The organism is Bradyrhizobium sp. AZCC 1578 (assembly GCF_036924675.1).
Classification (GTDB): Bacteria; Pseudomonadota; Alphaproteobacteria; order Rhizobiales; family Xanthobacteraceae; genus Bradyrhizobium.
This window is the reverse complement of record NZ_JAZHRZ010000001.1, coordinates 2,536,728-2,558,997: the sequence shown is the minus strand read 5'-3', so window position 1 is coordinate 2,558,997 and position 22,270 is coordinate 2,536,728. Positions and strand designations below refer to the sequence as shown.

Below are 22,270 nucleotides of genomic sequence, written 5' to 3'. Positions count from 1 at the left end.
TCTCTTGAATCGCTACAGAAAAAAATCGTTGGTGGTTAGCTGCCCGGCCATGTTCGCTACGGCAATCAGATTGCCACTGAACGTGACGTAGCAGTGGCCGTCGGTCGTGTTAGTCAGCGTAAGCTGTGAAAAGTCAGTGAGCCCAGTGACGGAAGTAAGGTCCAGCTTGTCGACGTTGTGATCGAAGTCGAACACGAAGTCCGTACCCCAGCCGTCACCGAACACGAAGGTGTCCGCGACGCCATCACCGCCATTGCCACTATTGCCGTAGAGACTGTCAGTCCCGGCACCGCCAGTAAGTTTGTCAGAGGCTGTCTCGCCGACGAGAGTGTCACTACCGTCATTGCCGATCAACGTATCGTTGCCCCCGCCAGCCCACAGCAGGTCGTTACCAGAACCGCCAATAACGGTATCGGTCCCACCGCCGGCGTAGACTTCCAGGCTAATGCTCGTGTTCGATCCGTCGATGGTATCGTTGCCACTGACGAAATCGGCGATCCACTCGAGAGTAGCGGTAGCCATGTTGATCGACATGCCGGGCCCGCCGCTGATGTATGCGGCGTCCGTCCCGGTGCCGCCGTCGATCAGCATGTCGCTCGCGTCGACATAGAGCCGATCGTCGCCATTGCCGCCCGAAATACTGTCGGCTCCAATGTCCCCCACGATCACGTCGTTGCCGGCGCCGCCATTGACCACATCGTCGCCAGAGCCAGACCAGATAACGTCATTGAAGGGACTTCCGGTGATGGTGTCGCTGCCCCCATCCGTATAGATCTCGGTTCCGACCGTTTGACTCGATCCGTCAATCGTATCGTTACCAAAGTCCGACTGAATCCATTCGATGCCGGTTGCGCCGAGGTCTATGGAAAAGGAATTGGAATTGATTACGTAAGCGAGATCACGCCCGCTGCCACCGGAGACAATGTCGGACGCTTCGAGATAAAGCGTGTCATCGCCATCGCCCCCGTCGAAAGTGTCAGACTCAGTCGCGAAAACATCCGCATTCCCGACCAGCACGTCGTTGCCCGCGTCACCAAACACGAAGTCGTTTCCAGGACCAGCAAAGAACGTGTCGCCGTTCAGTCCGCCAACCAAAATGTCATTCCCAAACCCACTATCGATGAAAACAACCCCGTCAACGACTGAGATGAGACGAGCAAGCGCATTATCCGCGCCTCCTAACTTGGCGATGACCATGTCATCGCCGTCGCCGCTATCGACGGTCTTGTTGCCGGATCCCAAATAGATCGTGTCGTCCAGGTTAGTTCCCTTGACTAACAAATCGCCGTCGCCCGCGTCCATGTAATCAAAGGAGGAGTCCACGTTAAGCTGAGTCCGTCCTGGCGCTGGCAGCTGTACGTTTGCTGCTCGACCATCGAGATAGTCTATTCCGTTGCGATAACGAATCTCTTCGAAACGATAGAGCGTGCCGACAGCTTCTGCCGTTCCTCCTATCGGTGTATATGTAAGATCATATGCCACTCCGTACGCCGTTATCTTCTGCGCTTTTTGAAAGAAACTTGATCCCAAATAGGGTAGTAGAAGCCTGTCTGTTCCTGTGCCGCCGTCAATTATGCGCTCAGTGCGCGCGACAAGGTCCTGATTGAGCAGCCCGAAGAGCCCACCGAACGAAACGCTATCATTACCTCCGCCCGCAAGAACGAAGTTGTCATTCCGCTCACTCTTGATCTCGTCTTTTGTGCCGGTGCCCGGCGCTATCTGAATCTCTGTTCCCCATGAGTCACCGCCGACCCAAGCCTTTCCATCACGGAGCGCTTCCGCCAATTTGGTCTCGTGGAACGGACTTCCCGCGTCACCCGCTAAATCAATCAAACGCAGCACGTCAGCTTCATAGTTCTCTTTAAAATGATTTGCTGCCCGCTTGAACCAGCTGTTCACAATCTCTGGAAGCGACGAATTGATCCACACTTGGGAGCCGCCACGTCCATCAAAGATCGGATCGCCAATGCCGCCATTAAGTTGATTGGCGATGTCCTCAGTGTGAATGAAATTGGTTATACGCCCCACGGCGTTCGCGACCGTTCCGCTCTCACCACCAATTGTGCCGAACGTGTACGCGGTAATTGGGATACCGAGCCCAGATCGGACCAACTCATCGACAAACATCTGGGTCATGCCGCCGCCAAGGCTGTGACCCGTGACAAGAATCTGCTCGATACCGAACGTGTTCTCGCCTAGCCAACTCTTCAAGCTCTCCACGAGTGGCCGGTATTTCTCGTAGAAAGGAGTCCGGATCTGAGTGATGTCATGCACCCAGTCCGCCAGATCGGTCGGGTCCGACCCCTTGAAGGAGATCGTCAGGGTTTTCTTGCCGCCGACCACACCAGCAAGTACAGACGCAACCGCGTCGTTTTGAGCAGTGAGCCCGCCAACGTGCTCGTAGATTCCATTAATGAAAGTGTAAGCGCCGCTGCCGACTCCGAAGTTGCTGGGCCTTAAACCCAGCTCAAGGCCAGCGAGTGGGTGCCATTGTCGGATTTGAGCTTCGAAGGATATTTCGTCATACACCTCGACCATCAGCCTTGCCATTTCGGCAATCGAATTTGTTGCAGGCGCTATGACGTTGTCGAGTTGGTCTTGAAACCTGACTCGCTCGATTTCCCTGGTGGTCAGAGAAACCGGCAGAAGCCCACTGCCAGGTCGAGACTCAACGGAAGTTGACGTCAGGGCCCAGCTTGTGCCCAATAACACATGAAAGTTGTAGTCGTTCGGGGCTCCCGGCAGCTTGATAAGATCCTGCGCAATTCCATCGTCCGTGCCTCCGTTCAAAGTCTGCGTAGTTACGGATGGGGAGAAACCTAACAAGCCGCCAAACGGGCCGCTCTGGTAGTCAAACGTATCGTTGCCATCGTCGCCTACCAGGTTGTCAAAACCTGGCGACGCTTTGATAGTGTCGTTACCGATCCCGCCGACGATGTTGTCGTTGCCGTCTCCGCCCGTAATTGTGTCATTGCCGGCGCCGCCCAAGAAGGGCGTGCTTTGAACGAAGTTGGATACTCCCATGTTTGCGATGTTCGGTAGGATAACCGTATCCGACGCCCCGAGGGCATCGTATTTATTCGCGCCGCCGGCGATTGCTGCGAGCTGCGTTGCAGTTAGAGAGTTGAAGTCAACGGAGTCGGATAGAGGTGTAAATAGAGTACTGTAATCGGGTATGGTGATAGTTGCCCACGCCCAATCTGTCCACGACACCGTGTAGTCGTATTTATAGAGATCATCAAATTCGGTATCTGTGAGCACCGTGCCGGTCTTGACCGTTGGGTCAGGAGCTGTCCCTTCAACGTAGTAGGACGCGATGTTGATCGTGTAGTTCCAAACTACATTTCCTGAAAAAGTGAAACCGTTTGGTCCCCACGACCCCTTTGTGACTGCGGCATAAGGCAGAGACTGCAGCATCCACGGGGGTGTGGAGTAGAGCGGCTGAATTGAATCGTAGAAAGATGGAGTCCAATTTGTGGTCTGAGTGGCGCGGTCGTACCAAGGCACTCCGAGGAATGTGACGGGCGTCTGAAGCGAAGGGTCGGAGTTCTGGCCCGAGCGGGCCATATCGTAATCAAACAACACCCAGTATGTCGTCATATCGGATAATCCAAAATTGAAAATGCGCTCGTTAAAACTTAGGTGTTCGCCAGGGGTAAGGACCGTGGTGCAATAAAGTAATACAAGACTGCGTTCGCATCCGACGTGTCACGATTGCCAACCGGACCGCCATCTGCGGGCGTCCCAACCCAATAACCGTCGCCCCAGTTGATCAGAGACACGTCTGGGTTTGGGACACTGTTGATGGTCAGGCTGTATGAGCCATATATGGCTGTGGACTCACTCATGCTTCCCCCCAAGATCCGAGAAGTCGCAAATCAATCTCGCCCGCGACCAAGCCGCAGGTGTACTCATTTTTTTGACTTAAATTTTTCTAGGTGCCCTAAGTCGGAGCACCGACTTCCCAGCTTCCCGACAAGCTTCATTGGTGCTTGCGGCATTTCGCAAAAAATAAAGTCAGCAAAATTGCAAGTTTTAAGTATGGATCCCAGGTAAGCTTAGAGTCAATCGCAATACCTAGTTCGGGTCAGACTGACTGCACTTTGCGCCGCGGAAAAATGCCGCCTCTCAAACTACACAAGGCGGCCGCGGCGGAGGGATACTCATTGTCTCCGCGACTCAGGCTTTGCAGGTCTTTTGCTTCCGGACGCATGATTACCCGGCAGATGGCGCCGGTAAGAGAGGTCTGCTTGCGTCGGCGATAGGTCATGTAACCAACGGCCCGGCCGAGAGAACCGTCATCACCCAAACGGGTGACTCCCATGTTTTTCGCGTCGCAACCGGCAGATCACCCCAAAGCTCGTCTCCGGCTCATCACCCGGCAGAGAAACAGAATGCACCTGAAGCAGGCAGAAGTAATAGTAGCTCGCCAACCGCGGCTTGGATTTTGCCACTTGTGCCCGTGCGGGTGGCGACAGTGCAACCGCGAACATGATTGACAGGCGGAATTATAATCTGCATCCTGCGAATGGGTTCGAGTATATATATGGTTCAATCTCGGGCATAAGTTATTTCGACTACGGTCTTTCAAAAAACTATTCAACGCCTCAACTTTATCGGTGCATTCAATTCATACTGGCCGGCGACGACCCTCTCACAGGATTCCGGGCTCGGATAGTCTTAGGACTACGTTGGCAACGACGCCTTCGATGGAATGACACCTTCAACGGTTGAAGCGGTGGTACCGAGGCGCTTAACGGCGGGATTGGCGCTGACCGTATGGGGGAGCCGGAGGGGATGACGCCATCGATATCGATCACGCGGCGCGTGACAGCGCTTCGGCCGGAGCAGTCCACACGGGTGCGTGCGCCGCCATAATCGACTCTCCGATAACTGATCACTAGCCGAAATCGAAGCAATCACGATCTGGGAGCGCCAAAGATGGCCACCTACACACACACCGCAACAGCCGTTCCATCTGCAATTGCCTGGTACAACGTCACGATTGATAAAAATGCTCCTGTAGGTAGCCCAAGCAGCACCCTGCTGGTTCTACCCAACTCTGATGGAACCGAAACGCGGATCATCGGCACGGGGTTCACGTATTCCGGAAGCACTCCAACCGGCGGGACGATCTCGGAAATCGACCGCACCAGCAGCGGCGGGGGGACGATCTACGAAACCGTCACCGGCCTCAGTCTGTCCCTCGTCGCGCTGACCAGCGCGCCTGCTGACGGCAATAGGTCCATGTTCGCATTGATCTTTCAAAATGCCGACACCTTCAACGGATTTGCTGGCAACGATTACTTCGTAGGCGGTGCCGGTGCCGACAGCTTTGTCGGCGGCGGGGGCACGAACACGGTATCTTACGATAATGCGTTAGCCCAGGTGCGCGCCGATCTTGGCACTCCCGCGACGAATACTGGAGATGCTGCTGGTGATACTTATAGCGGCGTACAGAATCTGATCGGTTCGGACTTCAACGATCTTCTGTTCGGAAACAGTTCTATCAACGTGTTAAGTGGTGGTAAGGGCAACGATTTCATGGGTGGCGGTGGTGGCAACGACACCATCGATGGTGGAACAGGTATTGACACAGCGAATTATGCTAACGCAACGGCCGGCATCACCGCCGTGTTGTCGACGACTTCGAGCGTGACCGGCAATTCCTCGGTTGGCACCGATACGCTCATTAGTGTCGAACAAATCAGAGGCAGCGGCTTTGCCGACAATTTCACCGCAACGTCGAGTTTTTCCGGTAACTCCGGTCTTTACGCCGAGTTCGAAGGAATGGGCGGTGATGATGTCATAACCGGCAACGGCGTTACCCGGGTCGCCTACAGCACGGCGGCGAGCGGTGTGGCGATCGATCTCCTGGCAGGAAATGCGCATTCCATAGCTGGCGGGGATGCTGCGGGTATTGGTATCGACTCGTTCGCAGGGGTAGTCGGGCCCGACAATATCAATGCCGTGAACGGAGCTCGCGGGTCCAATTTTGCCGACACCATCACGGCCGCAGGCGCCCGTGGCTTCTTTCAGTTCATCGGATTTGGCGGCAACGATACCCTCACGGGCTCGACCGAAGCAATCAACAATTTCGATCACAACGTGGCCCGCTATGATTTTTTTGGGACCGGTGTGGATGCTGGCGTGGTTGTGGTGCTCGACACGATCTCAACTGTAACAGACAAGGCGGGAGGCACCGCCTATGGCACCGATACCCTGATCAATATCGAACGAGTGCGAGGAACCAGTCTCGCTGACAGCTTCACAGCAAACGCCGGATTTAATGGGCCGTACGGAAACTCGAATTTCTTCGAAGGAGGGGGTGGCAACGACAGCATTACAGGCAATGGCCACACGTGGGCGCAGTACAGTAACGCGCTCGCTGCCGTGACGGTCAATCTCCAAACCGGCGTCGGGCAGTCTACCGCCGGCGGCGATGCAGCCGGCGTTGGCGTCGACACCATCACGGGCGGCGTGAATGGCGTACTAGGCTCACATTTCGACGATACTCTTATCGGTAGCAACGGCGCGCAGGCGGAGCAGTTCTACGGCGACGAAGGCAACGATAATATCGATGGTGGCGGCGGCCTTCTTGACAGAGTGGTCTATCGTGGCGAACCCGCTGGCGTCACGGTAAATCTCCTAACCCACTCGGCGACCGATGGCTACGGGAACACCGACACACTCACAAACATCGAAGGCGTGGTCGGCACCGAGTTCAATGACGTGATCACCGGTGACGGCAACGACAACCGGCTTATAGGCCAGAACGGCGATGACCAGCTCTTCGGCGGTGGAGGTAATGATTTTCTCGTCGGCGACGACGGGGTGGACCTTTATGCCAACGCCTTCGGCACCGGAGGGCAGGCCTACGATAGCGGCAATGACACGCTGGATGGCGGTACCGGCGCGGACCAGATGTGGGGCGGGAAGGGCAACGATACCTACGTCGTCGACAATATTGGCGATGTGGTGACCGAGAACGCCAACCAGGGTACGGACACGGTGCAGACGATTTTGGCCAGCTATGGCCTGGGTTCAAATGTCGAGAACCTGACGTTCACCGATAGCGGCGCGCACACCGGGAGCGGCAACGAACTCAACAACTTGATCACAGGCGGTTCGGGGAACGACACAATCTTTGCCGGGGGTGGTAATGACACGCTCAACGGCGGGGATGGTAATGATGTGCTGGTCGGCAATGCCGACGTGTTCGCAAGCGAGTCGGACAGTTTCAACGGTGGTAATGGCAACGACACCCTCTACGTCGAAGCGAGCGACACCATCCAGGGCGGGGCTGGCCAAGACTTCGTGTATCTCGTGAACTCGAACGCGATCAACATCAACCTGGGCACGACCGGCATTGAGTGGATCCAGTCGGACTTTGGCAATGATGTGATCGACGGCTCGACTCAGACGGTTGGGATCGAGGTCTACTCGGACGGCGGCAACGACACGATCACCGGCAGTGCCTTCAATGACATCATCTGGTCGGGATCGGGCAATGATACTGTCACTGCCGGCGATGGCGATGACGTGATCGTCGCAGACATAGGCGTTGACAGCATCTCGGGCGGGAACGGCAACGACAGCCTGTATGTTGATGCCAGCGACACCTTCATCGACGGGGGTGCCGGCTTCGATGCGGCCTACATCACGTCGGGTTCCGGCATCACGCTCAATCTGGCAACCACGCACCTCGAGTTCGTAGCTGACTTCGTCCCTGGGGGTGGTAACGACACGCTCGACGGCTCGGGGGCAAGTGCGAACCTGACGGTCTACGCGGCTGGCGGCACCGACACGGTAACGGGTGGTTCAGGTGCGGACTTCCTCTGGGGCGGCGCCGGCAACGACACCGTCACCGGCAACGGCGGCAACGACACGCTGGTCGGCGAGGCGGGGGCCGACCAATTGACTGGCGGGGCCGGCACCGACAACCTCTACGGCAATGCTGGAAATGGCGGCGACGGAGCGACGGACACGTTCGTATTCGCCGACAATTGGGGCACCGACTTCGTGTTCGACTTCGAGCACAGCACCGACAAGCTCGACCTGAGCGCGGTGACCGGCGTAAATAGCTTCTCCGACATTACACTCACCAACACCCCCGACGGTCACTGCTACGTCAGCTTCGCTGGCAACCTGATTGCCGTCGCCAATATGGCAGGACAGCTCACGCAAAGCGATTTCCTGCTGTGAGTCGGTGACACAATCAATCGGAGGAGCCGCGCTTAAAGCGCGCGGCTCCTTTGACCAAGTTTGCACTGAAAGGAGCCCACGCTGCGGTATATGAAATGGCGTCGACTTCAGACCTCACGGCCAACTGCGATTACGCCCACGTCAATATCAATGGCTCACCGACCGACGCCAGCTGGCTGTCGCCCAATTCTTGTTATGCCTCAACGCAGTCTGAACGCGCATGGAACGACGATTACTGGTGTGATGGTAGCTGACAACAGCGGACAAGACGTGCTTGGTGTTGCATTCGATGCGGACAGGACAGGCGTCTATGCGCCGATCGGGGCGGCACGCGTCCGCTGGCACCAGCTCAGGACAGCCCAGCTCGGTACCATTCCCGGGATGCACAAACTGTGCACCCTCCACAGACCACGACCGCTTCGCGCTTCGAGATCAAATCGAACCAGGTCAGGATCCGATCGCAGTTACGAGCAGACGTCCGAGACTTAAGCCGCCACTATCGTTGTCGACTGCTCCAAGTAGCTCGCAACGAGCTCGTCGTAAGCAGGACTCACTGATAGGTGGATGCCGAGCTCTTGGGCCCTCTTTTTGGCCGCAATGACATTTGGTGCCAGTATGTCCGGACAGTGGATCAGATTCTCGGTCTTATCGACCGCAGCGTCGCCGTCGATGAGGTGGATGAAATTGACGAAACGTACGCCGAGATCGGCCGCCAAGTCGATGAAAGCCGGCATATCCCCGACGTTGGCGCGTTGTCCGACATAATTGAAATAAAGCTCGGGCTTGGTCAGCCCGCGTCGCTTCTTCAGCGCTTGCAGATTGCGAATATTGGCGACAACACGGCCGAAGCTGCTCTTGTGCATAATGCTCTCGGCGACATCCTTAGTGGCACCGTGCAGCGAGATTGTCATCATGTCGAGACCGGCATCCAGTAACTTATTACCGAACGCCTCACTCAAGGCCATGCCGTTGGAAGTGATCGCAGTGAAGGCTCCCTTCGACTTAGCGTAGGCGACGAGATCGAATATCTCCTTGTTGAGCAGCGGCTCGGCGTAGGCACCGACAAAGTGTGCGGTTTCGATCCGCACACCATCGGTAATCTTTTTGTACTCGGCGAGCGTCAGACGATAGTAGGGATCGCGTTTCTTGCCCTGAACGTCAAAGCGCAGCGCGGGCGGGCACATCGTGCAGGAGACATTGCAGCGGTTCAGCGTGTTGAAATCCATGTAGATAGGCATTCCCACGCCGCTCACCAACGGATCCGGAATGAGCTGGGCCTCGATAGGCAGCTTCGAGGTCGCTTCTTGTTCCTTGAACGCCGTCTCCGCAGCGGTACGAAGATCGTCGTCGATAGAAAGCGGATTGAGGCCCACCGCTGGGGCCTTCTGTTGGTACTCTTCGTAGCGGCCGATGCGCCGCCCGATGAGCTCTAGGATGGACAGCGTACGCGTGCCGCTGTGATAGGCGTGCAGAGCCAGATGGAGCTGCATCAGCCACGCCGGTCCGTCGTGGCGATACTCGCACGCCTCGCAATAAGGCTTGAGTCCAGATCCTGTAATCAGGCCGCGACGTACTGCCTGATAACGCTCCGCCTGCCAGACGGAGACGAGCCCATCTGTCTGGCAGTTGCCCATGTTCGTCTCGTCGTAATACGCGAAGATGCTCGAAGCTGAGCAGAGCCGGATGCTGCCATCGGGCTCCATGCTGGGACTTGAGAATGGCAGCATGCACATCTTGGTGCGCAGCTCGCCGCTGGCGAGTCGTCGCTTCGCGAGCAAACGATCGAAATAACCGGCGAACGGCTTGGTGCGCTCGGCCCAGTTCCAGGCCTTGATGTACTCGAGGTTCTCCTCAGAAAGCCGAGCGAACTCGGCGCGGTTCTCGACAAGTCGGCGAAGCAACGCCTTCAATGCCGCGATTGAACGCTCGGGCAGGATGAAGGCTTTCTGAAGCGGGCCAAGTGCCTCCGGCACGATCCCCACGTCGGTCGTCACCACCGGCACGCCGCAGGCCATTGCCTCCAGCACGGGATTTGGCGTGCCCTCGATCTTCGAGGTGCACACGAGTACGTCGATCCCGGCGTAGTAGTCCGGCATCTGGGTGTGCGGAATGAACCGCTCTTTGCGATCGGCAAACTGCATTGTGACGGGGAGCCCCTCGCGCTGCAGCTCCTCGATAGCGGGCTTTAGAATCGTATTGACGCCCTTGAAGTCCTCAAGTGAGGATGCCCAGCCGCTATGTCCGACCCAGCCGAGCCGGATTGGGCGGTCGCCCATGTCGTGGAACCGCTCGAGGTTCCTCGGAGCGAAGACGGACAGATCAACGCCATCGGGCAGAACCGCATCTGGAGGGGGAATACTGTCCACGCCCTCGTAAAGCCGCCGCAGGCGCTCCGAGGAGACGTAGTAGCCAGAGGCGATCACGTTGAATATATTCTTGCGAGCTGCCATGCCCTCTGGCTCGAGAAAAAGATGGTCGTAGACACTGATGGAGATCGTCTTCCCGTCGATGAATCGCCGCCGGAACTCCGAGTAACTAAATCCAATGCGGCGCGCATAATCCTGCAGCAGCGGCGTGTCGATGATCGTGAGGAACTCGCGCCAAAAGATGTGGATGATATCGAAGTCCTCGGCCGCGACTAGCGCGAGACCGAGCGCGCTCGTGCCGCCCTCTGCGTAAAACCCTTTCGAATTACCAGCCAGCCAGCGGCTGTGCTCGATCTCGCCCAACGTCACGAGTGGGAATATCTCGAACTCGTAGCAATGGGACAGGTGACGTACCAGCTGCCGCGAGATGTTGGCAAATGCCCAGGAGTCGGTATCGGTCACAAGCGCGATACGCGGGCGGCGAACGGGCTCAGCTGGGGTCTCTGTCTTCAAGTCCGCTATAGCATTGGTTTCGCCAGGGCCTGTCCAGCCTTGCTTTTTCTCGTTCGAACGCATCCAGCTCTCGACCTCGTCACCCCAGATTCTGAAGCCGGTCTTGGCCTCGAGGTAACGCGCCGACTCATATAGTGTTTTGCGGGAGAATCGCGTGCGCTCATAGTCCGCGTCGTTGGACGTCTCGGCCTTCGGGTGATCATGCACCAAGAATCGCAGGGCACTCGTGCCGATCTTCATCCCCTCGCGGAATATACGTAGCGAGAAATCAATGTCCTCGAAGCCGATCAGCATGTTCTCGTCAAAGCCGCCGAGCCGTTGGAACGAGGCGCGGTTGATGATCGACGCCCCGCCAAATAGAAAAGTGCTGAGAAAAGCCGTGTCTGTCGCGCTGGCGCCGCCATCCATCTCCGCCGGACAGCCCGGCACGACGACGGGATTGATGGTTAGCCGCGGATGCCCATTCTGGATCACGGACTGGAGGCAAGCGCCGTGCGAGAACAGCGTCCTCATGTCGGGATTAAGCAGAGGGAAGCTCATGAAGTGGCAACCGAGAACGGCCAATTCTCGCTGGATCTGCTGTATCGGATTCGAGATGAAGAAGATGTCGTTATCGAGGCTGATAACCCATTCCGTTTGCGCTTTGGCCATGATCCGGTTGCGCCCGCCGGCCACGCCATAATTGTTGCCGAACTCAAGCAGACGGTGACGGAAGGGAAAATCCGCAAGGTAGGCCTTGAGCTGGGACAGCTCTTCGCAGTTTGAGCCGTTATCGCCGATAAGAACCTCGCCGGCGAAATTCACCAGATGCGTCGCAATCGATTTGAGCAGTTTGATCGAAAGGCTTGCACGGTTGAGGGACAAAAAGGATATCGTTAGGTTGCGGCCATCGGACCCAATGTTGGGGCCATAGGTTGCCGCGGCAGCATCGCTCAAAACGAAATGCCGCTCGTCGAAGAAGTAGCGAGTCGACTGAAGACCGGGAGAGAAAACCGTCATTAGACTGCCATCCACCTATACATGTCGGTCAAAACTTGAGACGCTTCGCTACCGCGAACAGGAGAGGCAGTGCAGCCTTTGGAATGATCGGCTTTGCGCTGCGCGCCATGCGCCGCACCCTTCCCTTAAGGCCGAGCCTTGCGAGCCGCTGCTCCAACTCGTTAATGGCCGCTGCCGATTCCGCGCGCAGGGCGGCGAGCTCCGAAGCGCCTTGTTGTAGTCGTTCGCTGACGATCTCGAGCTCCCGTTGCAGCGCGACGCTCTTGATGCGATAGCGATCTCGCTCCGACTGGACGTCTGCGAGCTGTTCCTCCAACTGCCTAACATCCCGCAACTGCTTTATCGCCGCTGCCGATTCCGCGCGCATGGCGGCGAGCTCCGAAGCCGATTCGGCGCGCAAGGCGGCAAGCTCTGAAGCGCCTTGTTGTAGTCGTTCGCTGACGATCTCGAGCTCCCGTTGCAGCGCGACGCCCTTTATGCGATAGCGATCTCGCTCCGACTGGACGTCTGCGAGCTGCTCCTCCAACTGCCTAACGTCCCGCAGCTGCTTTATCGCCGCTGCCGATTCCGCGCGCATGGCGGCGAGCTCCGACTTGACACTCGCAAGCTGGTCGTCAACTCCCATCATCGTCGCATAATTGGTCATGGAGATTGGGAAGGCCGCTGTCGAATAAGGCTGCAGTCCATGCGCGCCCCAGATTCCGATGAAATAGCTACATGTCTCAGCGCCGAATCCGTCGTCCTCTCTTGGAGGTACGATCACGGCGTCACCAGCCTTAGCTCCGTCGATCATCGCGGATTGACCAAGCCGAGGATACCCCGCCCCCGGGAGCCCGACCGCGCCGAAGCCCAGCATTGCGCTGCCGATCAGCCATTGGACGTCGCTGCCGAGGATCGTGCTGGTCAGCGCTTGAAACTCTCCAAGGCTGAATTTTCGCTTATGGAAAGGATTGCCGCACGACGGATTCGGGTAATACCAATGATCGTTCGGGCAGGAGATAATAAAAGTGGCGTCGGGCTTCGCCACTTTTTTGAGCGCCATGAGAAACTTCTGGGGCTCATCGAGGTGCTCGATGGTTTCCAGTGAGACGATGACGTCGAATGTCGACGCTAGGATTTTCTCCTCAATATCAGAGACATCAAAATGCTCGAAGCTGACGTCAGGTGCTTCGAACCGTAACCGCGCAGCCGAGATGGCATCTGCCGATACATCGATCCCGCACACGCTGGAGGCGCCCCATGACTTCATGAAGTGGGAGCCGTAGCCCTCGCCGCATGCAATATCGAGGACCCGCTTTCCTACGACATGAGGCTTGGCCAGCAGATAGCGGGCGATATGGATCGCCGCCTCAGTTGCGCTGTACGGTACGTGATGCGCGAGGCTCAGCCTTTCCATCATCGGCCAAGATGCTCCCTGCTCGTCTCATGCCGGATCCGCACAATCTCCTGCCCAGGTTTACCGTCGATCGTCACGTTCCATGTACGATCCAAGTCCACTAGGCCCACCGAGCGGAAAGTGTCAACGACACGAAACGGGCAAACACCCTTAGCATCGGTGTGCACCAGCACTCCGCCATGATCATTAATTGCAACACGCCACATATATTTGCCGGCGAGCAACGGCAAATTCGGAAACGTCACCGTGACGTCGCCTTGCCGGCCGCTTCTGTGAGGGGCGATACCCTCCATTAGCGTCGTGGCGCCGCAAACGTACAGACCATCGTGCCTATAGAGATTGAACACGAAACTGATGCCATCGACATGGGTTTCGGTCAAGGCGCGGAACCGCATCCTGAGCTTGACTGAATCGTGTGAGCGCATGATTTCAATGGGAGTTCCATCTTTGGCCAGTAATGCGACATCGGTGATCTCGAACAGTTTGACAGGAGGGGCTTCGACCGGCGCGCCAAACTCGCTCGATGCTGAATCAGTAGTAGCCGCGCCGGCCGGATTTTTCGGGTCAGACGTGGCAGGGGGCTCAGCGCGTGGCTCAGAGGGATGTTCCGGACTCGCCTGACTTATTTGCTCGGCTGGAGGCTGTATGTCCTCGAGATATAGGCCTGTCACCTCGGAGGCGGCTCCATAGGCAACGAGCCGTCCGCTCTTGAGATAGGCCGCTCTGTCGCACATGGAACGGACGAGATATTGGTCGTGGGCAACCACCAGAATGGTGCAACCTCCCTCCTTGATCTCGTAGAAGCGGTTGAGGCATTTCTGCTGAAACGGCGCATCGCCGACGGCAAGGATCTCGTCGACGATGAGTATCTTCGGGTCGACGTGGATCGCGACCGCAAAGGCGAGCCTTGCGTACATGCCGCTCGAATAGGTCTTAACCGGTCGCTCGATATAGGCTCCAATGTCGGCGAAACGCACGATGTCATCATATTTACGCTCGATCTCGGCATGACTCATGCCGAGCAACTGGCCGTACACCATGATGTTGTCATGACCGCTGAACTCCGGATTGAAGCCCGCGCCGAGCTCGATTAATGGTGCAACGCGCCCCTTGACCTGCACGCTGCCCTCAGAGGGACTCAGCGTTCCGGCTAAGATCTGCAACAGCGTCGACTTGCCAGCACCGTTCCGGCCGATGATGCCGACGGTCTCGCCCTCGCTCACCTCGAAGCTCACATCCTGAAGGACGGTGATCTCTTGGTAGAAGCGCTGCTTCCGCCAAATCATCTGCTTGAGGCGATCGGCGGGCCGAGCAAACAGCAGATAGCGTTTCGTGACGTTCCGCACGCGGATGGCGATATCCGTGCCATCGAGTGGGCTCGCCTTTATTTCAGACGACATCGGCGAACGCCTTTCTCGTGCGCATAAAACCCCAATAGCCGAGCTGGGCCACACTGGCCGCCACCGCATAGAGTACGAGAAGCATAAGAGCGGAGGGGGGCCGGCCATCGAAGATAGCCGACCGCATCATCTCGATAATAAGTGTCAGCGGGTTGAGCGCGATTACGACGCGGAACGCTTCAGGAACAGCTGAAAGTGGATAGAATACCGGGGACAAGAACGTGAGCAACGAGACGACAACCCCCACGATCTGGCGCAGGTCGCGCAGAAACACCCCGAGCGAGGCAAGGCCCCAGCCCACCCCAGCCGTTAGCATGACGAGAGGAGGCAAGATCGCGGGCACCCAGAAGATCGTGGCATAGGGCAGTCCTGCAGCGAGCAGCAGGCCGAGCAGGAACACGCCGAAGGACACCGTCGCGGCGAACAGCGCTACCGCGATCGCAATCGGCACTAGTGTCTCAAGCGGGAACAGCACCTTTTTTACGTAGGCCGGGTTTTCAAGAATCAGACCTGGCGCGCGATTGAGCAACTCTGCGACGAATTGGAAGACGATAAGCCCGATGAAAACGCGGAGTGCGAAATCGGAATACCGCCCAGTCGTGCCTGGCCAGCTCACAGTGAAGATGTGGCTAAAGACGAACGAGTAGATGACCAGCATCAGGATCGGCACGACGACGTAGTGGCCCAGCCCGAGGTAGGTGCCGACGATGCGTGTACGGATCTCGCGCGTGGCAAGCAATCTTACGGTCGCACGCGCGTACCGATCGAATAAGAAGTCATAGAACATTGTTAATTCGCCAAGTCATTCCTGTCCGCGGGCGCTATCAACGCTTGTTCCGCCATCGCTGCTGAGTGGCATCCGCCTCAAGCGTCGGAGCCGTTTTCCTCGGCCGAAATGCCTCATAACTCTCAACTAAGGAGCCAATATCCTTCCCTATTCTTATAGGAAGGTGCCGCTTGACAGCCCTATGTTGCGTGGGATCGAATGTCAATCAATGGTTAGTATAAAACGTGAACGGCTGCAGACCGCCTTGCTCATCACTTCAATCCAAAGGTAGCGCCGGGACCCGCACCTGGGAGAGTGGTTCGCCCAAATCGCAGCACGTTGCTGATTAGAGGCTTCACGCAGATACTTGCAAGTCGAAATTCCATGCTTGCAAAGCCCTTTGGCCAGCCTAGGGCTTCAGCGGCTTCATTGTCTGGCATTCGATCACAAAAGGTCAGCTTCCAGTCTCAGACCAACATTGCTGCATCGAGCTCCGAGAACAACGCTCGACCAGGGAGCTCACTTCTGTTTTTGATGTTTGATCTTCCGAAGCTTGTACTCATGCGCCAAAGAGAACAGCAACCTCAGGATCAATCTGTGTATTTTGGAAACCTTTGCATTGTGCTCGATGGCCGGAACCCATTGAGTTTTTCGTATGTACAGAATGACATCATTCCGGACCTTACGGTTGAACACGCCAACGAGTAATTGTCTTATAGACGGCGGCCGTCCACGGTCAAAGTATCCCCCGAAGCCAAAGACATCATGCTGAGGCACTTCTAGAAAGGTCTGCACTAAGCCTTCCGGCGGCGATCGCGTGAGGTGCTCCCAAATTCTCATGCCAATCGCTCGCATCTCGCTCGACATTACAGCGTACTGCAATAGCACTGGACCCCATTGTTGGGCAGCGAAGACCACCCCGTCTTGAAAATGTTGCGGAAAGCCGGGTTTCTCAGCAGTGGCGTGAATGGACTTTACCGGAACGGCCATTTCCTGGATGAGGTCGTAGCCCTCGGTACTCCCAGTCGCTGAGCTGCAAATTACCTCAAGCGGCTCAAATGAGTCGAACAGTTCCGTGAAAGAACCGTTCTGCTCGTCTGGTCCGTACGCAAGCTTTTCAACGTTTGACTGTTGAGCGTTTAGAAAGCTCCGAAGGCCCAGATAGTAGCCTGCAAACTGAGTGCTTGGGTAAATCCGCGCGAGATTGTCTTGGATAGTACCTCTCCATCCGATATCGACCACCCCGATTTTCCGTTGTCCTGTGAAACCTCGCTCTTGCAAGTAGAGGCTCAGCAGTGTGCGCCGTTTTCCACACTCCCGGAGTGCCGCCTGACGAAAGATCTCGCTATCAAGAAGTTGTCGAACCCGAGGGTCGTCTTCAGGATGAACTAAGAGTTCATTAGTTGATATTTTGAGCGACGATAGCAGTTCACTAAAATCGCTTGCATCCAGACCGAGGATTTGGAACAGGGTCGAAACCCGCTGCTGCCACTGAAGTCTCCAGACCAACATAAGCTCGTCGACGCCAATCTTCTCGACGAGGGAAGCCGAAAATGTCGACAAGCGACTAACCGCTAACGCACTGGATTCGGGCAGCGGCAAGCCGGAGAGAGCATTCTGAGGAAACACCGTCGCGAAAACACGATGGAAGAACTCGCCTTCCTGCGAGAGGAAAAAGAGCCGGTCAACTTTATCAAGAATGGCGCGTTCGGCCACAAACAAGCAGAAACCTAGAAACAAAGGTGCTGCTCTTACCCCCGCGCGGAACGCCGCCGAGCGACTCGGCGAGTCGGCTGACGTTTCCCGAATAGCTAGGTTTTCAGTTTCAGCTGCAAGGTGCTCAAACAAAGCTTCGCGTGAACCAAACGCGATTTCGTGACGGCAGCGAAGCTCGCCAGCTGGCGGGGGAGAAAAGTGCACCGCAGCGACACCGAGTCTGCGGGCAACTTCCACATCAGAGTACAGGTTGTCACCGACGTGCAGATGATGCTCCGGCCTTACCCCCAAGCTCTTATGGGCGTGCAGAAATAGACCCCCAGATCGCTTGTTTTGCTTGACGTCGCAAGAAACAAATCCGTCCGGAACTAACTCGCGAACTCCCTTTGCTTGGAGGAGCCGAGCGACCATCGACGCAGGCATGTAGAAATCCGAAAGATAGATCGTTTTCTCCGCAGGATGGCGCTTTAAGAATTCAGAAATTTCCCGATCGACATACGAGCACTCAAGCTCCAGCGAAAGCTCGAATTCAACCAGCTCTTCCGCAAGCTCTGCCGCTACCTCGGAATCCGAAATGGCCAATACGGATTCTAGCCATTCTCGACAGACATCGAGTAAGCTATATTCGTCGTCATGGCCCGCAAGTGTTGATCGTCGTCCTACCTCTCGTTCCACCGCGAGCCGCTTACGGTAAAGCTCCCACTGATCGCTAGTCGCATTGGCGAGCCTGTCGTTAAATAGGAGAAAGACATGCTTCGCGACTGAAAGTTTTATTGCTTCCGGGTGGCACGTGCGCCTCAGAAGCGTATCCCAAATATCGACGCTTCGGAGCTTATACATTGGACGATCTAAACATTCTGCCGTGACTGTAGAATTGTGGATGCTATCGATGGAGTTAGGGAGCTAGGTACCGCCATAACCATTTGGGTTCTTCAATTGCCAACGCCAATGGTCGGCGCACATCTGCGTCAATGATCGCGTCGCTTTCCAACCAAACCTTGCTGCCGCCAGCGTCGGATCGGCATAACAGACGGCCACATCACCGACTCTGCGTTCGCCAATTGCATACGGAATTGACCTGCCGCTCACGGCCTCAAATGTCCGAACAACCTCCAGAACGCTGGCACCCTTGCCTGTTCCAAGATTGGCGGTCAGCAGGCCCGGCTCTTTCAGGTGGCTCAAAGCACATAGATGTCCGGATGCAAGGTCGACGACATGAATAAAGTCGCGGATTCCAGTGCCATCGGAGGTGTTATAGTCGTTGCCCCAAATCACCAGCTTCTCTCGTTTTCCAATTGCTACTTGCGCCACAAACGGTAGCAAGTTGTTGGGGGTTCCGCGCGGGTCTTCTCCGATAAGTCCACTTTCGTGCGCGCCGACCGGATTGAAATAGCGCAGAATCGCAATCCGCCAATCGTTCTCGGATTTATAGAGATCCTTCAACATTTCCTCGACGAAGAACTTTGTGCGACCGTACGGATTCGTCGGTCTGAGGGGATGTTTCTCGTCGAGCGGCAGATACGTCGGCATCCCGTAAACGGTCGCCGACGAGCTAAAGACAAGAGACTTTACGTTTGCCCGCTTCATGGCCGAAACAAGTCGCATCGTTCCCAAGACGTTGTTCTCATAGTAGGTCAAGGGGGCAACATTAGATTCAGCCACCGCCTTCAGTCCTGCCAGGTGAACAACCGCTGTCACCCCGCAAGCACGAAGGATCTCGTAAATCGCTTCTTCGTTTTGGATATCGGCGTGCCAAAAAGACACCGTTCGACCGGATAAAGATTTTACCCTCTCGAGAGAAGCTCTGCTACTGTTGGAGAGATTGTCGACCGCAACCACATCATGCCCGGCGTCAAGCAGCGCCATACAGACATGCGATCCAATGTAGCCAGTTCCCCCTGTTAACAAGATCATTTCGGAGATTCCGCATTGCTAAGCGTCTTCGATCGTAGCCGCCTTTTGATCTGACTCACGCTTGTACGACAACTAAGTAAGCCTATCAGCGCCTGCGCACGAGCGGAGGTTCTGCTTGAGCAATGAATTGAAACGATATACGAACGCAAGGGATTTTTTTGGGGAGCCGATTAGATCTGCTTGTATCTGCATCAATCGCAACGGGGGCGGGGTTTGATGTTGACGTCCAGACTTCGAAGAGTAGCGGACAAATACACTAGACTGACACAGGCCAAGGTTCCATTTCAGGATCTTGCCTGGAGTCTCTATCTGTTTATTTCACGTCTTGACACAGAACTCGCCGACTCCGGCGCTGAGCACGTTCTTTTCTTCTCTCGAGAGGGGAAGCTGCTCAAGGAGATGTTCGATCTCTATCAGAGGTCTGCATCGCCGTCTCGGTCTTCTGCGCGAGCCCACTATTTCGAGGTATCCCGGCGCTCGACATTTCTGCTCTCATGCGGGCCGTTGGAGGCCGAGAACTTTTTCAATCTATTCCGCCAGTACCGCAAGATCTCACTTGGTGATTTCATCAAGAGCCTTTCTCTGGAAGAGCACTTCGAAGAGCTGGTTGATGATCTCCGTCTGCCACGTGCTGCTCTCGAAGAGGTCTCGGGTGATCTCCCTACCGACCCTCGATTCAAGGCGTTGTTGAGATCGGAAAAATTTCGGCAGGCGTACTCTGATGGCAGGACGGAAGGTGGCAAGGCCTTTTCAAAATATCTCCTCGATACGTTTTCCGGCCAAATTCCGAATCGGCTACACGTCGTCGATATAGGCTGGAAAGGTACGATTCAGGACAACTTCTTTGCTTGGTTCGACCACGAATTCGAAGATGCCAAGATAGCGGGTTACTATCTCGGCCTCATTGCCGCAGGCAATGCCAATCCGCGCAATCAAAAGAAGGGGTTATTGTTTTCATACGAGAATCGGTCGGCGCCTGGCTTCCGGATCTTCAACGAGAACCGTTCCCTTTTCGAAGTCGCCTTGCCGGCTGATCACGGCGCCCCGCGCCAATATGTGATGGGTCCAGACGGAACCTGCCGCGTCTTGTATGACTGCTTTCGAGAACGTCAGATGATCGACCAAATTATCTGGCCGATCTCTCGCGCCATACTGGCAAACTTCAAGCTCATTCAGAATCTGCAGGAAAATGCAAGACTGTCGTTGGCACAAATCGCGGAGCTGGCAGCTCACTTCCACAAACGCCTTGTCTTTCGCCCGACCGCAGAAGAGATAGAGTGGATAGAAACCGTCTCACATTTCGAGAACTTTGGAGTGTTCCAAGAATCGAGATTTGTCCGAGATAGAAAAATGGGCCTTGCCGAAAGGTTCAAGTATACTTGGCAACTGGTAAGTCGCCGCCAGCTTGGCGAGGGAGGCTTCTGGCCTTGGCTCGCCATTCGCCAACAAGCACTGCCAGGAATGAGTTTCTTATACCGCTGCTACAGAAGCCAGCGGATGAGCTTCGGAAAGTAGTTGCGTTTGCATCAATTCATCACATGAAAATTTGCTTTTTGGCCGGATCGCTGGCAATCAGCGGGGGCACATATGTTATCTTCCAGCACGCAGCGCATCTTGTGGCGTGCGGACATCACGTTACCATTGCGGCGCAAGAGCCGTTCTCTGATGATACCATATCGTGGCATGATGCTGCCCGGTCATTGAATTGCATAAGCATCGAACAGGCGCGCAGGCACGAATTTGACGTGGTCATTGCAACCTGGTGGAAAACCGCCTTGGCGCTTCCAGGCTTCAACGCGGCGCGCTACGCTTACTTTGTTCAATCGATTGAGTCGAGATTCTACCCAACTGATGAGGGCCCCTTACGTCGCCTGATAGACGCGACGTATCGTTTGCCCATTAACTTCGTGACCGAAGCGCGTTGGATTAAGGATCACCTGGCCGATTTCGGACAGAGCGCATCCCTTGTCCGGAACGGCATTCGCAAGGACATCTATTCGCATGATGTAGAGCCCATCGAAGAGCGAACGGAAGGCTCTCCTCGCATTTTAGTTGAGGGGCACTTTCGCGTCTCATTCAAGAATACTGCTCTTGCCATTTCTCTGGCGCGCAGAGCGGGCGCGAACGATGTCTGGCTGTTGACTGGGTCGCCAATAAACTGGGTGCCTGGGGTCCGGCGCATTTTTTCGCAGGTTCCCATCGATGCAGCAGCGCGGGTTTACCGGTCGTGCGACGTGTTAGTGAAGCTGAGTACAGTAGAAGGAATGTTTGGGCCGCCTTTGGAAATGTTCCACTGCGGTGGCACAGCAATCGTCTTAGATGTGTCTGGCCATGAAGAATATATTCGACACATGGAAAATGCGATTGTTGTGCCCATGCGCGATCACGCAGCAGCGCTCGACGCAATATCTTCTATAATCCGCGATGGGAAACTGCTTCGTTCACTCAAGGAAGGAGCTAAAGCCACCGCCGCTCGATGGCCTTCATGGGTCGAGTCATCGACTCAATTCGAGCGCTGGGTTGCATCCTTGGAGCGTGCTCCTGAAAGCAACCGCTCCGAGGTAACTGAGCTCGTTAAGACGGCATTCCAAGAATACGATCGGGACGAAAGAAGACGGCTAGCAGCCAACCACTGGATTAGGTGGCGTTATCGTGCCTACGCGCGACTTGCACGGCTTCCTCCTCGAGCGCTCTCGTTGCTAGAGAACTTGAACGCAATCCTCGAGGTCTGCTTGCTGTCTCGCGAAATCCGATAAACGAGCGGACGGGACGCGTTTCAGAATTGCAACAGTCAAGTGGCTTCCTCGTGCCGATCCATGCGCAAGTGGGCCCGCAATTGCAACTAAGGGATTGACGCGGCATAGCTGACGGCCTAGCTATGCCTATTCAGGGTTGTGCTGAGGTACTTGGAAGGTGGGCAGGCGGCAAAACAACGATTGCGTGTCAACGCGGTCGCCCCGAATCGTTTTTCTGGCAAATGATACAGCCTTCTTTT

General features: G+C 56.0%; 10 protein-coding genes. 3 read left to right on the top strand and 7 right to left on the bottom strand.

Translation table 11 applies throughout. The features are described 5' to 3' along the window. Positions 1 to 12: 12 nt before the first annotated feature. Complete coding sequence (locus V1290_RS12355) at positions 13 to 3,600, bottom strand: lipase family protein (protein ID WP_334364653.1); 3,588 nt, start codon at positions 3,598 to 3,600, stop codon at positions 13 to 15. Positions 3,601 to 4,941: 1,341 nt separating this feature from the next. Between V1290_RS12355 and V1290_RS12350 the strand changes: the two genes are divergently transcribed. Continuing rightward, the gene (locus V1290_RS12350) at positions 4,942 to 8,205 is read left to right on the top strand and encodes a beta strand repeat-containing protein (protein ID WP_334364652.1); all 3,264 of its coding nucleotides are present in this window, start codon (positions 4,942 to 4,944) and stop codon (positions 8,203 to 8,205) included. Between the two features lie 485 nt (positions 8,206 to 8,690). Here V1290_RS12350 and V1290_RS12345 read toward each other — a convergent pair whose 3' ends face one another. The 6 genes from V1290_RS12345 to galE all read right to left on the bottom strand — a co-directional run bounded on the left by V1290_RS12345 (position 8,691) and on the right by galE (position 19,275). Beyond that, entirely contained in the window at positions 8,691 to 12,083 is a 3,393-nt protein-coding gene (locus tag V1290_RS12345) for a glycosyltransferase (RefSeq protein ID WP_334364651.1), read from the bottom strand. 28 nt (positions 12,084 to 12,111) lie between these two features. Continuing rightward, entirely contained in the window at positions 12,112 to 13,482 is a 1,371-nt protein-coding gene (locus tag V1290_RS12340; protein WP_334364650.1) for a class I SAM-dependent methyltransferase, read from the bottom strand. Next, positions 13,479 to 14,879: an ABC transporter ATP-binding protein gene (locus tag V1290_RS12335; protein ID WP_334364649.1), complete on the bottom strand. Its 1,401-nt coding sequence runs from the start codon at positions 14,877 to 14,879 to the stop codon at positions 13,479 to 13,481. Before V1290_RS12335 ends, V1290_RS12340 begins: the two co-directional genes overlap by 4 nt. Beyond that, a complete protein-coding gene (locus tag V1290_RS12330; RefSeq protein ID WP_334364648.1) occupies positions 14,869 to 15,666 on the bottom strand; it encodes an ABC transporter permease in 798 nt (265 codons plus the stop codon). Before V1290_RS12330 ends, V1290_RS12335 begins: the two co-directional genes overlap by 11 nt. A 498-nt stretch (positions 15,667 to 16,164) precedes the next feature. Beyond that, positions 16,165 to 18,201, bottom strand: a complete 2,037-nt coding sequence (locus V1290_RS12325) for an HAD family hydrolase (protein ID WP_334364647.1) — start codon at positions 18,199 to 18,201, stop codon at positions 16,165 to 16,167. Positions 18,202 to 18,264: 63 nt separating this feature from the next. Then, the gene (galE, locus tag V1290_RS12320; RefSeq protein WP_334364646.1) at positions 18,265 to 19,275 is read right to left on the bottom strand and encodes a UDP-glucose 4-epimerase GalE; all 1,011 of its coding nucleotides are present in this window, start codon (positions 19,273 to 19,275) and stop codon (positions 18,265 to 18,267) included. A 216-nt stretch (positions 19,276 to 19,491) separates the two neighbouring features. Here galE and V1290_RS12315 point away from each other — a divergent pair, with 216 nt between their 5' ends. Together V1290_RS12315 and V1290_RS12310 are read left to right on the top strand one after the other, a co-directional pair. Further along, positions 19,492 to 20,790 carry a hypothetical protein gene (locus V1290_RS12315; RefSeq protein ID WP_334364645.1) on the top strand — a complete coding sequence of 433 codons (1,299 nt, stop codon included), beginning with the start codon at positions 19,492 to 19,494 and terminating at the stop codon, positions 20,788 to 20,790. Positions 20,791 to 20,828: 38 nt separating this feature from the next. Then, positions 20,829 to 22,031, top strand: coding sequence for a glycosyltransferase family 4 protein (locus V1290_RS12310; protein WP_334364644.1), 1,203 nt, complete (start codon positions 20,829 to 20,831; stop codon positions 22,029 to 22,031). The last annotated feature ends 239 nt before the right edge of the window (positions 22,032 to 22,270 follow it).